General features: G+C 44.6%; 13 protein-coding genes and 2 pseudogenes. 3 read left to right on the top strand and 12 right to left on the bottom strand.

Annotation, left to right across the window (positions count from 1 at the left end; translation table 11 throughout):
• Both VZ94_RS04300 and VZ94_RS04295 read left to right on the top strand, forming a co-directional pair.
• Positions 1–1,131 (top strand): sensor histidine kinase (locus VZ94_RS04300; protein ID WP_045778294.1); only part of this gene is annotated, 1,131 nt, incomplete at its 5' end.
• Positions 1,128–2,485, top strand: a pseudogene (locus VZ94_RS04295) (sigma-54-dependent transcriptional regulator). The gene VZ94_RS04300 and the pseudogene VZ94_RS04295, both read left to right, overlap by 4 nt.
• A 199-nt stretch (positions 2,486–2,684) precedes the next feature.
• Here the strand turns inward: VZ94_RS04295 and VZ94_RS04290 are convergent.
• The 8 genes and pseudogenes from VZ94_RS04290 to VZ94_RS04255 all read right to left on the bottom strand — a co-directional run bounded on the left by VZ94_RS04290 (position 2,685) and on the right by VZ94_RS04255 (position 8,068).
• Entirely contained in the window at positions 2,685–3,146 is a 462-nt protein-coding gene (locus VZ94_RS04290; protein WP_045778291.1) for a hypothetical protein, read from the bottom strand.
• A 144-nt stretch (positions 3,147–3,290) separates the two neighbouring features.
• Positions 3,291–4,136 carry a hypothetical protein gene (locus tag VZ94_RS04285; RefSeq protein ID WP_131655465.1) on the bottom strand — a complete coding sequence of 282 codons (846 nt, stop codon included), beginning with the start codon at positions 4,134–4,136 and terminating at the stop codon, positions 3,291–3,293.
• A 180-nt stretch (positions 4,137–4,316) separates the two neighbouring features.
• Positions 4,317–4,658 carry an endoribonuclease MazF gene (gene mazF / locus VZ94_RS04280; protein WP_045778289.1) on the bottom strand — a complete coding sequence of 114 codons (342 nt, stop codon included), beginning with the start codon at positions 4,656–4,658 and terminating at the stop codon, positions 4,317–4,319.
• Complete coding sequence (locus tag VZ94_RS04275) at positions 4,658–4,900, bottom strand: AbrB/MazE/SpoVT family DNA-binding domain-containing protein (RefSeq protein WP_045778293.1); 243 nt, start codon at positions 4,898–4,900, stop codon at positions 4,658–4,660. The genes mazF and VZ94_RS04275 overlap by 1 nt, the downstream gene beginning before the upstream one ends.
• A gap of 100 nt (positions 4,901–5,000) precedes the next feature.
• Positions 5,001–5,582: a pseudouridine synthase gene (locus VZ94_RS04270; protein WP_082081377.1), complete on the bottom strand. Its 582-nt coding sequence runs from the start codon at positions 5,580–5,582 to the stop codon at positions 5,001–5,003.
• Positions 5,583–5,644: 62 nt separating this feature from the next.
• A pseudogene (locus VZ94_RS04265) lies at positions 5,645–7,145 on the bottom strand (cbb3-type cytochrome c oxidase subunit I).
• A 2-nt stretch (positions 7,146–7,147) separates the two neighbouring features.
• On the bottom strand, positions 7,148–7,744 hold the full coding sequence (locus tag VZ94_RS04260) for a cytochrome c (RefSeq protein WP_192828596.1): 597 nt from the start codon (positions 7,742–7,744) through the stop codon (positions 7,148–7,150).
• 9 nt (positions 7,745–7,753) lie between these two features.
• Positions 7,754–8,068 (bottom strand): hypothetical protein, encoded by a 315-nt coding sequence (locus VZ94_RS04255; RefSeq protein ID WP_045778292.1) that lies wholly within the window; start codon positions 8,066–8,068, stop codon positions 7,754–7,756.
• An 86-nt stretch (positions 8,069–8,154) separates the two neighbouring features.
• On the opposite strand from VZ94_RS04255, the gene VZ94_RS04250 reads away from it, so the two are divergent.
• Complete coding sequence (locus VZ94_RS04250; RefSeq protein ID WP_204369040.1) at positions 8,155–8,763, top strand: Crp/Fnr family transcriptional regulator; 609 nt, start codon at positions 8,155–8,157, stop codon at positions 8,761–8,763.
• A 191-nt stretch (positions 8,764–8,954) separates the two neighbouring features.
• Here VZ94_RS04250 and VZ94_RS30180 read toward each other — a convergent pair whose 3' ends face one another.
• The 4 genes from VZ94_RS30180 to VZ94_RS04240 form a co-directional block, all read right to left on the bottom strand.
• Positions 8,955–9,305, bottom strand: a complete 351-nt coding sequence (locus VZ94_RS30180) for a hypothetical protein (RefSeq protein WP_204369039.1) — start codon at positions 9,303–9,305, stop codon at positions 8,955–8,957.
• Positions 9,274–10,302 carry an esterase-like activity of phytase family protein gene (locus VZ94_RS30175; RefSeq protein ID WP_204369038.1) on the bottom strand — a complete coding sequence of 343 codons (1,029 nt, stop codon included), beginning with the start codon at positions 10,300–10,302 and terminating at the stop codon, positions 9,274–9,276. Before VZ94_RS30175 ends, VZ94_RS30180 begins: the two co-directional genes overlap by 32 nt.
• 275 nt (positions 10,303–10,577) lie before the next feature.
• Complete coding sequence (locus VZ94_RS31590) at positions 10,578–11,300, bottom strand: (2Fe-2S)-binding protein (protein WP_338040233.1); 723 nt, start codon at positions 11,298–11,300, stop codon at positions 10,578–10,580.
• On the bottom strand, positions 11,260–13,239 hold the full coding sequence (locus VZ94_RS04240) for a molybdopterin oxidoreductase family protein (protein WP_338040232.1): 1,980 nt from the start codon (positions 13,237–13,239) through the stop codon (positions 11,260–11,262). The genes VZ94_RS31590 and VZ94_RS04240 overlap by 41 nt, the downstream gene beginning before the upstream one ends.
• Positions 13,240–13,409: the final 170 nt, after the last annotated feature.

Here is a 13,409-nt window from a genome sequence, read left to right as displayed (position 1 = left end):
CCGCACAAGCGCCACTACCACAGGCTAACGTTTTTTACGATTGCCTTTTTATCCTATGTGTTAGCGAAACGTAGCGAAGAAGCCCAGCAATTGGCGAATCAGCAACAGCAAACCATTATCAAGCTTGAAGACTTAAACCAGTATATTATCCAGCACTTACAATCTGGCATGATTATCGCTGACCAAGCCCAGCAAATACAATTGCTAAACCAAGCGGCATCGCAGCTGACTCACTTAACCGTCCCACCCAATACGCTTAACGATATATCGCCGCAACTGGCTAATGCATTTAGCACTTGGCGGCAACAAGGCTGGCCGGAATCGGTGTTATTAAACTTTACCGATTACCCTGATGTGTATAGCCGGTTTATGTCGTTATCTTCTGGTTACGAGCAAATTTATTTAATCATTCTCGAAGACATGGCCTTGTATAACCAGCGTGTACAACAAGGTAAGCTCGCCTCGTTAGGACAATTAACAGCAAGTATTGCCCATGAAATTCGCAATCCCTTAGGCGCCATCTCTCATGCTGGTCAGTTATTATCGGAAAATCCTTTATTATCGCCTGAAGATTATAGACTGACCTCAATTATTCAAACTCACTGCCAGCGAGTTAACCGCATTATTGAAGACATTCTGCAATTATCCCGCCGCCGGGATTCCAGACGCGAAAATATCTTATTACAGTCGTGGTTATCGACGTATTTACAAGATTTTGTCAGCGAACAAAGCTTACCCGAACATACTTTTTTATTGATTCAAATCGAGCAACCGTTATTTGTCTCAATAGACCCTAATCATTTAAAACAAATACTCGATAATCTGTGCTTAAACGCATTGACGTATGGACAACCTGAACGCGGGCCTATTTTACTGCGCAGTCTTATCGCACAAACCTATCCTTGTGTAGAAATTATCGACAATGGCCCTGGTATTAGCGCCGAAACGCTTAAGCATTTATTTGAGCCGTTTTTCACCACGTCACGTAACGGCACCGGTTTAGGTTTGTACATCTCTCGCGAACTTGCCGAATTAAATCAAGCAAAATTGAGCTATTATTTAACCGAAAATCAACACAGTTGTTTTCGACTTTCGTTACTAGACGCAGAAAAAAATCTAATTGAACTATGAAAAATCCTAGCGCCTTGATTGTCGATGACGAGCCCGACATTCGGGAGTTACTCGACATCACGTTGAACCGAATGAATATACAAACGTATAGCGCCGACACCTTAGCGACGGCTAAAGCGTTATTGCTTGAACACGTTTTTGATATTTGCTTAACCGATATGCGTTTACCGGACGGCAACGGTTTAGAGTTGGTTGACCTGATTCAAGCCTTACCTAACCCTATTCCGGTCGCGGTGATTACTGCACATGGCAATATGGATACCGCCATTATGGCGATGAAAAAAGGCGCTTTTGATTTTATTTCAAAACCCGTCGATTTAGCAGCCCTGCGGCAGTTAATCAACAACGCGTTAAAATCCACGCACCGGTTTGAGCCGCAGACTAAAGATAGACGGATGCGCCATTTATTATTAGGCGAATCGGCGGTAATGTGTGAAATTCGCTCAAAAATCGTTAAGCTTGCCCGCACCCAAGCCCCTGTTTACATTAGCGGTGAATCTGGCTCGGGTAAAGAATTGGTCGCGCGCCTTATTCACCAACAAAGCCCTCGTCATGACCAACCTTTTATCGCGATTAACTGCGGGGCTATCCCGCATGAGCTGATGGAAAGTGAATTTTTTTGGTCACAAAAAAGGCAGTTTTACCGGTGCCGTCAGCGATAAAAAAGGCTTATTCCAAGCCGCCGAAGGTGGCACGTTATTTTTAGATGAAATTGCTGACTTACCGCAAAGCTTACAAGTGAAACTATTACGCGCATTACAGGAAAAAAGAATCCGCCCAGTCGGCGATCATCAAGAAATTCCGGTGAATGTTCGCTTACTCAGTGCCACACATAGAAATCTGGCGGCAATGGTACAAGAAGGCAGTTTTAGACAAGATTTGTATTACCGCATTAATGTGATTGATTTGAATCTTCCCCCGTTAAGAGAGCGCAAATCCGACATCCCTATTTTAGTCAATCACACGTTAGAAAAATTAACGGATGGAAACGCTGACATCCCAAAATTATCACCCGCAGCACTTAAGGCATTACAAAACTACCCTTTTCCCGGCAATGTTAGGGAGCTAGAGAATATTTTAGAACGTGCCTTAGCGTTATACGACGGCCATATTATCGATGACTGCGATTTAAATTTGCCCTACGCCCCCGTAGCTTCTGACCCCACCCTAGATGCCCCTGATTACAACCCTAGCAAAGGCAGTTTAGAAGACTACCTCGAAGATATAGAGCGCAAAGCTATTTCTAATGCATTAGAAGAAAATAAGTGGAATAAAACCGCTGCGGCTAAACAATTAGGGCTGACATTTAGGTCGTTTTCGCTATCGCCTCAAAAAGCTTAATTTAGACGATTAACAGCAGTCGATGTTGTTCGCCTATAGAGCTACACACTTTAGTAGGGACAGGGTATTTAGGGTGCATGTGTTGGCAGCAGGGATGCTGCCATCAAGCCTACAGGGATGTATTTACGGCGTCCTGCACCCTGAATACCCTGTTCCACCTTACGTTGGTAGCCGCCTATAGCAAGACGAACAACAGCAAACATTTCTAGCCATTAACCCACCTGATATTTGTCTAAAGCCTCTAGTTTAGCCAACGCGGTTTTTATCAATGCCTCTGCCTCAGCATTTAGCTCATTGTTTTTATAAACCTTATCTAAAAAACCTTCAGCGACTAAGGCTTCTTTTATCCAACGTTTAGTAAAACGATAATTACTTGCTATCGAAGCAATCTCACCCGTTAGCGGATTACGCACATTACCTTTAGCAACCGCTGCCGGAGTACTTGTCGCCACTTCTGCGGTTGCTACTTGCGGCTTGGGCTTAGGAGCCGCTTGCACAACAGGGGTTGTTTTAACCTCCGCCACAGGCCGATTGGCGGTTACAGCCTCCGAGGCTTTTTGTTTAGTTTTTTCCCTTAATTCTGCCGCCATCAATATTTGCTTTTGCTCATTAATAATCACATAAATGATATAGGCTACAAAAATAATCGTTAATACAAACAACAATTCCGTCATGACAACACTCTCCAGCTAATCGTTAATTTTTATTTTTATTAAAGTAAAGCGCTCAACTTTACACGCTGAGAATATACCAAAAGCGTAATCTGCGTCACTATAAAAAACTTGAAAAACCTTAGATTTCGCATTGCATGAACATGACTACTGCCGCTGAATCTTAACTGTCACTTGGTTAGGGTCTTGGCTGATTTCAATGGTATAGCGCTTATCAAATGACGCGTGGGTTAATGTGTCTAGCTCGTCAGGAGTTCTATTATCAAGCTTAGCGGCGCGCGTTTTAGCGTCAACAGCATAAAGTCTTACATCGCCCCAATCTCTACCAGATGCAATGACCTTATTAACCTGTGTGTATTGCTGGCGCTCTTTGTTGCTTAAGCCATATTCCAAATAAGCGTCGCTGAGGACGAGTAAGCGTTGCTGTTGCCATGACACCGAGCTTATTGAACCTGGAAAAACGTCAGTGCTTAATATCAAGTGTTCGTTTTGATAAATACTGACATCAGTCACTCCCTCACCGCCTGAGCCTAGCGCCCAATAATCGCTGTCCGCATCGACGTCTATAGCAAAAATATTAGCAAACTGCCGTTCTATATTGGCGTAAACCGGCTGTTCACGCGGTTCATTAAACGTATAGCGATAAAGCTCATCGATACTCGCTGTCTCATCCTGTGTATTTGCGCTAATAGCCAATAAAAAACCGCTGTCGTCTTTTAGCCAAGCCAAACAATTTGGATGTTGAGCCGGTTTAAATGTATGTATTATCGGTTCGCTATTAGGTTTAACTTCAAATACGATTAACTTATCGAGCTGCGGTGGATTTTCTACTAATACCGCTAAGCGATGTTGCCTATGCGCCCATTCATAATCTAACACGTTACCGGCTGTGTTATAGGTCAGCACGGTAGCCCCGGAAGATATTGGCTCGTTGGCTAACACGATATTAGCCAACAGACTGGCTAACAAGCCTAAAAAATATACATTCATCATGGCTTTCGCTTCATAATTACGCAGTATTTTGCAAACACAAAGTCGTGCAATCAAAAATAGTCGTATTTGGAGAGGGTTAGCTATTATAGTTTGACGAGATAATCGATGAGAATCTATAAGCAACTAACCCAAACCCAAAGATTCCAGATTGAGATATTTGAATTTAGTTGGCAACCGCAATCATTTAAGAGCCAGTAGAGCAGCAATTTTGGCTTTGATATTGCGCATTTCTTCTTCGCTTATTTTGCTTTTGTATTGGGCTTGCCGAGAGCGCCAATCCAGGCTTTTAACTTGATCCGCTAATGCTGCGCCGGAAATTTCCGGGCCAAAAATCTCGACTTCAAACGGATAGCCTTTGATTTGGTGGGTGATAGGCACGCAAACCAATAAGCCCGTTTTATGGTTATACACCTGCGGGCTGAGAACCACCGCTAGTCGCCGTCCGGCTTGCTCATGTCCTGTTTGCGGCGTGAAGTTCAACCAAACAATGTCGCCCGCATCTGGCGTATAAGCTATGGACATTACAATTGCTCTTGTCCTTGTGCGCAACCAAAATCGACTTCATCATGCCGATTCCCGTCAGTAATACCATCCAGCAAAGCATCCAATGTATAAACTGACTGCACTGGCTCGATGATGATGCGACCATTTTCAGACCTAACCTCTACGGCTTGGTCTAATTTTAATTGTGCCGATTGCATAATAGCTGTGGGAATCCGCACTGCTGGGCTATTACCCCATTTTTTGAGTTTTTGAACAGTCATGATGCCCTCACTATGTAGATACGTTTGTTTATACAAAAGTATAGGCGTTTTTGTTTTTACACTGCAAGCTACGCACTAGCATATAAAAAAGTATTTATAATCAATCTATTGCATTAACGCGTAACACCTGCTCCCGCTCTAGCGCACTTAATTCTCGCCACTCCCCAGGCGCTAACGAAGCTAAATAATATTGCCCTATCCGAACACGAACTAAGCGTAACGTAGGATAACCAACCGCCGCTGTCATGCGGCGAACTTGGCGGTTTTTGCCTTCGGTGAGTTCTAAGGATAGCCAACTCGTAGGAATATTAGCCCGAAAGCGTATCGGCGGTGTTCTAGGCGGTAATTCTGGCTCGTGCTCTACTATACGAGCTTTACATGGCAGGCAGCGATGCTCACGCAACATTAAGTCGCCGCTTTGTAAGCGTTCAAGAGCTTCAGCGCTGGGTATACCTTCAACTTGTGCCCAGTATTCACGCGGATGACCGGCTTTAGGCTCAAGCAACCGGCTGACGAGTGATGATTCATTGCTTAGCAGCAATAAACCTTCTGAATCACGATCTAGCCTACCAATAGGATAGACCTTAGGCGGTAAACCGCATTCGGCTAGGGTTCGCTGCTCAGGTAGCTCAGGGGTAAATTGGGAAAGGACATCGTAAGGTTTGTTTAAAGCAATTAACATAGGTGGCATAAGCGATAAGTGAACAGCTATCATCTTATGCAACCCATGTGCTTTCTGTCTAGTTATGAACTCGCTACGTCTTCAGTAATGGCTAACGCTTTACGGCTTTCACCTTTCCCTATAGTCAGCAAATCCCAAATCAATAACACTAAACCAGCTAGCGTAACCACACCAAACAACCAACGCCACACCATTGCGCTTTGAAAATCGGGATGATTTTGTGCGGCGAAATAACCCGACCAACTAGAACCTTCAACCGCGCGTTCGATAAACGATTGTTCGTAACCTGCGATTAATAATGCCACCGTCATGCCTATCACGCCAACGTTAAGTAAACCTATTGCCCATTGCCAGCGCCATTGATGTGTCATGCCGCCGCTCATCCACACATTGCCGCGCCAGTGTTGAATGGCTAAATAGAAAAACGCGATATTAATCGTCGCATAAGCGCCAAAAAACGCTAAATGCCCATGCGAAGCAGACCATTGCGTACCGTGAGTATACAAGTTGATTTGTGGTAATGTGTGCATAAAGCCCCAGACGCCTGCACCGAAGAAATTACCAAACGCATGAGCTATTACCCAAGCCAACGCGGGATGATTACCGTTTTTAAAGCCATGACTGCCGGTGTCGTAAACAGCATGAACGACCATGGCGACTAATGGAATGGGCTCTAAAGCTGAGAAAAATCCGCCTATGGTTAGCCAATAATCCGGTGTGCCTATCCAAAAATAATGATGGCCTAGCCCTAAAATGCCTGAACCAAACATCAACGCGACTTCAATATAAAGCCAAGTTTGCACAATACGACGTTTAAACGCCTAATAATTTCATCAGCGACCAAGCCATAATCACGCCGACTAACACTTCCCAGGTTGCTTCTACCCATAAGTGAATCACCCACCACCACCAATATTGGTCATGGGTAATATTGACCATGTAAAACATACCGGCGACATATAAACCGGCCAACGCGACTAAATCTAATGTCAGCACGCCCGCGATGCCCGACCAACGGCCTTTGCTAAACGTGGCGACGACGTTATAGAAAAAGATAAGCATAACCACGACAATGCCTATATCGGCCCAACGCGGTGCTTCGATATATTCACGACCTTCGTTAATCAACCACAAGCTAGAATCTTTACCAGGGCCGATTTGCACCAGCAAATACACTAATACGACTAAGGTTACCGCGCCCGTCAATAGCCAAAACGCGAGACGACCTAGTTTTAAACCAACAATATCGGTGCCACTTTCATCTTCTAGCAACCAATAAATACAGCCGATAAAACCGTATAACATCCATACCACCATCGCATTGATATGTACCATGCGATTAACGCTAAAGTCTAACCAGCCGTATAAAAAGCCAGGGAAAATAAATTGTGTTGCGGCTATTAGGCCAAACAGCAATTGGGCAAAAAATAAAATCACGGCGACAGAAAAATAATGCACGGCCAGTTGCTGGCCTGGCGTTAAGTGTTGGCTATCTAATTGCACCCATGCGTTGAATCTAGCCCATTGTGCCTGTGCTTTTGCTAAGTATTCTGCTACCTTCATCGCTACTCCTGCGCATAAAGCGTTTTAAAGTTATAAGGGAATCCGTTAGTGTCTATGCCCGACATCCATTTTAAAAATGCGATAATGCCTTTGGCCTCGTCTTCGGTAATTTTTAGATTAGGCATTTTGCGATTACTGCCGAACGTGCGTGCGTTTTTCTCAGGATTTTGTAAAAACGCTAACATTTGCTGCTCGCGTTGTTCGGTGTTAAGCCAACCTTGGTCTAACCACGCTTTCGTTAAATCCGGCGCGTAATAAGCACCATTGCCTAGTAAGGTATGACAATTCATGCAGTTTTTCGCTTGCACCGTTTTTTTACCTAAATCCACTAAGGCTTTCGCTTCTTCTTCACTGTAAGTCGTGTTAAATAACAACTCTGTGCCACCAATAACCGGCACTGATTTATGCAGTTCAGGCTTGTATTGGTAATCAATCGCTTGATTAATGACGGCAAAGGCCGGGACACGGCTATGGCCTGGGCTGGTTTGCTTAAGCGAATCGAAAGTTAACACCACCAGCAGAATAAACGCGCCAGCAGTGACCCAAATAGCGGTCTTCTTCCAAAACGCTTCACTAGCCCACAACGGGGTATCGCTCATAATAAACTCCTATTCAGAATGATGCTCCGATGCGGCATGAGACTTAACGCATAAGTGCCAAATACCCATTGGAGCGAAAAAATAACCAACCACCATCAGAACTGATAATATCAACCAGTAGCCTGAAAAATGCGCCGCCATTGTTAGCAACACCACGGCTATTAATAACAAACCATAACTTAACCACATCAGGTTTCTCAGCCAGTTACGCGGGTATTTACGCCAATATGCATACAACAATGCATAAGCTCCCCCAGCCACAATAACTAAGGCGGAGGAAAAAAACATGATGAAAAAATCTTTTAACGCGACAGGCTCAATCATAAACATTGGTTGCCAAGTTCAAACGGAACGACAACAATACGTCGTGCCAACACCTTTTTTCCTTGATGTAAATCAAGTGGAGTTTTATGATTTCAACAACCGCCTCCCGGTTACGCGAGCACTATTTATTTTCAGCATTAGACGAAACGCAATTTGCGCGCTTAACGCCTGCCGTCAGAGCTATAACGGTTAGCGCCGACCAACATCTATTTCATTTCGGTGATAGCATCAACGCCTTTTTCTTAGTTTGCACCGGACAGATTCAACTGTATCGCTTATCACCTAACGGTGAGGAAAAAGTCATAGACATCATAGAACCCGGCCAAAGCTTTGCTGAAGCACTCATGTTCTCTGACGTGGGCGTTTATCCGGTAAGCGCCAAAGCCATTAGCGACAGTGAGTTGATTAGCATTAACATGAGTGCATTTCGCGAGTTAGTGCAGCAATCGACCGGATTATGTTTGCGGTTATTAGGTGATATGAGTCGGCGTTTGCATAATGCCGTACAAGAGATTGATAGGCTAACGTTACAAAACGCCAGTATGCGGGTGATTCATTTTTTACTACAAGCCGCGCCCGACTTATCAGCATTAGACTATGAATTACACTTAGAAACACCTAAGCATATACTCGCCTCGCGGCTCTCAGTACGACCAGAAACGTTTTTCAAGGATTTTGCAACAACTCAGTCGTAAAGGCTTAATTCGAGTACAAGGTAAAAGCGTATGGGTATTGGATGCGGTAGGATTAAGAGGGGTATTGAGTTCTGGGGAGGTAGGCAGCTAACTTTTGAACATTCGCTTTAACAATCCTACGCAGGCGTGTTCATTAAACCAAGCTGGATACCCCATGATACCCAGCTCAGTTAGTGTTTCCAGTACTGAAATTAATTTGCGAAAGTCGCTAAATCGAGTTCGGTATCTAAATGGATTTTAATGAACTCGTTATTATCAGAATTCAAATCTCTACCACCTGCCCCCGGATAATTATTGTCATTAGTGATTAACAAGGTAGTTGAGTTTAACGGTAACACGCTTTCTATAGTGACGAATGGAAAAGTAAACGTCGTGCTACCATCACCATTTAAATCGTGTGGATCATCAATTGCCATTAAATCGGCTAATTCTGTTTTAGTCGCAATACCACCTGACGCCACGTTAGCAATATCAACTAAAAAAACCTTCTTAAATGGTGTACCTGTAGTGCTAGTCGCTGTTATTCCATTGCGTTCTAACACTAAAAAATTGGTGCTCGTTAATTGCGGTCATATCACCAATATTGGTGCCGTCATTTTCTAATACATAAACCCAATTGTTACCGGTAAATTGGCGGGTTTTAATATCGAATTCATTAATGCGCAGATTTTTACTCACCGTACTATTAATGGCATCATCACCAACTACCGTACCTTCTAATAACGTATAAAGTTTATTGCCCGCCGGATTAATCGCCATACCTTCATAGCCGCGCGACTGGCCTAAGTTGGCAGTATTGGTACCTAAATACGGGTTTTGTGGCGACATGACTTCATCGCCTGTCGCTGTAGAGCCTGTTGGTACGATATTCGGCGTATGAATTTCAGCACGTAAGACTTTGCCGGTTTTATTCGTTTCTACTAAGAAAGGGCCAAATTCATCACCAAACCAAAAATGACCGTTTTTATCTTTGCGGAAAGACTCAACATCAAGGTCAGCACCTGTTAACAAATGCCTGTTTTTAATGCTTTTAGCAACAGCAATATCATTAGTGCCGTTTGGATAAGTCGTTTGCTCGGCAACGGTAGTAAAACCGATAACACTTGCTGGGTCGCGTAGATTGATAAAACTGGTTTTATCAAACGATGACAAAACCGAACCGGTAACGAAATTAACCGGCTTCACTTCACCTGAACCCGTAACTGCGCTGCCATCCCAGGTTTTAAATTCGGGTTTAACGGCATAAACACGCAAGATTGTGTCTGCCGAGTTTGTTTTAGCACCAAAACCGTTATCCGACATGATATAGAATGAATCATGGGTAGGGCCGCGCAAAATTGCAGAAATACCTTGCACCGGTTGTTTATGTTGTAAAGGTAATGTATTACCGCCAGCACCTGTACCGGCAAATTGACCAGATGTAGGGCCTATGGCAAACGTATTTGCAGGCATTAACGCAAACGCGGTTAATTCTGTTGCTTGTGCAGACGGCGTAAAAGCTGCCGCCATCAATACCGATAAGAATAATGTTTTTCTCATAATCGCAAATCCCCAAGTTATCGTCAGCGAAACACAGCGAGATGTCATTATCTCGTGCGGCGGCGATAGTAAACCTGGATTATTACCGGAGTGTGTAAAGCCCACTGCGGTTTTTTCTTATACTTGCGATATTTTTCCCGACCTCATTGATAAAGCTTTGCACCAATCGGAAAGAACGTTTAATTTAATGCGGGACGATTTTAAAAAGGGCGCGTTTTGTCTGTCTCGGCTTTAATTCTTAATCTCGCTAGTCTACACCTTCAGAAATATCACGCTTACTCAACACCCGCCAGTAAATCCTTAATCTCCGATATACACGAACCACAATTGGTACCGGCTTTTAAGCATTGTCCAACGTCTAAATGTGATTTTAACCCTAAGTCTTTAATCGCTTGGCGGATGGTTTTTTCGCCGACATTAAAACAAGCACAAATTACAGCACCGGTATCAGGGGTGTCTTTGGGCGGTTTACCTGTTAATAACCCGCGCCGTTCCTCTTGTGTTGTGTGGGTTTTGCTAAACAAGCTACATAACCATGCTCGTTCCGGTAACTGACCTCGCTCGCTGATAAAAGCAATCGTCATGACGTCACCTTCATGAAACTGTGCAGCACGATATAAGCCAGTCGCTACATCTTGGTATTCCTGCCATGACTGGTTAGGGGCATTCACACGCTGTTTAAGCCATGCTGACCAATCCGAAACAGCGGTATTACCCGCTAATTCATAGCGATAATAATCTTCTCCTTTTATCTTAACCCAATAGTCCTCTGTCAATGGCGGTAAAGCGTGACGGCTTATAATAAAGCCTTGCCATACCGGCTTAAAGGCCTCAATGCGCACTGGCGTATGCTTACATTCCGGCTGTTTAGATATAGGGTCAACAACCGGATTCACTAACGCTCCCATGCGACTAAAACTAGCAGTTTGCTCAGTCCAATGCATAGGTACGAAAACATTACCGATTTTTTTGTGTGCTCGTGATATGCACACGCGCATACATACTTCCCCAGGTAGTCGTCAGCTTCGCTAAGCCTTGCTCGACTAAGCCGTAACGCTGACCATCATTGGGATGAACTTCGACAAATGGCTCTGGCTTATGTTGGTTAAGCTTGGCGGCTAACGCCGTGCGCGTCATCGTATGCCATTGGTCGCGGATACGCCCGGTGTTTAAAATTAACGGATAGTCGTTAGAGGGGCTATGAATCGGCGCGGTGGGTTTAATCGCAATAAATTGCGCTTTACCGCTAGCCGTATAATAACCGCCATCGGCAAAAAAACGGGCTTTACCGGTCGGATTGTCGGCGTTAATAGGCCATTGCATAGGTGTTAATGCATCATAGTCAACATCATTAAGCGTAGCCAAGCCTGAAATATCAAAATCCCGTAAGCCCTGCTCTCGGTTATTCTCAAAACCGGATAACGCCGCGTGTTCTCGAAAGATTTGCGCAGCACTTTGATAATTAAACGCATCCTTATACCCCATGCGCTGGGCAACTTGAGCCATAATCCACCAATCCGGCTTAGCTTGGCCAGCGGGCTTAAACAGACTACGTTGGCGTGAAATGCGGCGCTCAGAGTTAGTCACGGTACCATTTTTTTCGCTCCAGCCCTGTGCCGGTAGTAATACATGCGCTAACGCCGTGGTGTCCGTTTGGGCAATACAGTCCGAAACAACGACAAATGGGCAATGCTTAAGCGCTTGTTTGACTTTATCGGCATTGGGCAAACTAACGACTGGATTAGTGCCCATAATCCACACCGCTTTTACCGAACCGTCGTACACGGCATCAAATAAACTCACCGCCGGTAAGCCACCGGCATCGGCAATGCTGTCTGTTTGCCAAAATCTCGCGACCCGCTCGACATCTTCTTTATTGCTAAAATCCATGTGCGCAGCGAGTTGATGCGCTAACCCACCGACTTCTCTACCCCCCATAGCATTAGGTTGTCCTGTCAACGAAAATGGCCCCATACCTGGCTTGCCAATACGTCCTGTCGCTAAATGACAATTGATGATGGCGTTGACTTTGTCAGTTCCAGCCGTCGATTGATTAACCCCTTGACTGTATAAACTCATCACTTTTTCAGTGTGCGCAAACCAACGATAAAACAAGATAATGTCGTCAGGGTTTAATAAACAACGTTCGCTAATGTGCATTAAGTCGGCATGTGCTTTAGCGGTGGTTATTGCGCCAGAAAAGCCCTCGGTATGCTCGGCAATATATCCGTGATTTAATAAACCATTCACCTCAAGAAAAGCAAATAAGCCATTAAACAATACAGTGTCGCTACCCGAAGCAAGCGGTAAATGTAAATCGGCTATGTCACACGTCGCTGTACGGCGCGGATCGATAACAACGACTTTTAAGTTAGGGTTAGCTTCTTTCGCGGCGCGAATGCGTTGGAAACTCACCGGATGACACCAGGCCGTATTCGAGCCAATTAACACTATCATATCGGCGTATTCAAAATCTTCGTAACACCCAGGCACCGTGTCAGAACCAAATGCGCGTTTATGCCCTGCAACCGATGATGACATGCACAAACGGCTATTAGTGTCTAAATTGGCATTACCAATGAAGCCTTTCATTAGCTTGTTTGCGACATAATAGTCTTCAGTCAGTAATTGACCCGAGCCATAAATAGCGACTGAATGTTTGCCGTAACGCTTAATAGTATCGTTAAACGTACGTGCCACTAAAGATAATGCAGTGTCCCAATCGGTGTCTTGGCCATACGCTTTAGGCGTAAGTAAACGCTCGGCTAAACCCACCGTTTCCCCTAGCGCTGAACCTTTAGAACATAAACGACCATAATTGGCGGGATGCGCTTTATCACCTTGAATTTTAACAGTGCGGGTTACGTCGTCAACCGTCGCATTAACACCGCAGCCAACGCCGCAATAAGGACAAGTAGTTTTAATAGTAACTGTCATAAGAGAGTGTGTTTTAAGGGCTACACACTTAAGATGGGACAGGGCTTTTAGAGAGCAGGTGTCGGCAGCAGGGATGCTGCCGCCAAGCCTACAGGGACGTATTTACGGCGTCCTCGGCAAACTGCTCCTGCGTTGCCCTACTACACGCCATCCCTGGCGTTATGCGGTCT

It is taken from the genome of Methylocucumis oryzae, from assembly GCF_000963695.1.
GTDB lineage: Bacteria > Pseudomonadota > Gammaproteobacteria > Methylococcales > Methylomonadaceae > Methylovulum > Methylovulum oryzae.
Note: the sequence above shows the minus strand (reverse complement) of the source record. Positions and strands in the feature narration are given on the sequence as shown.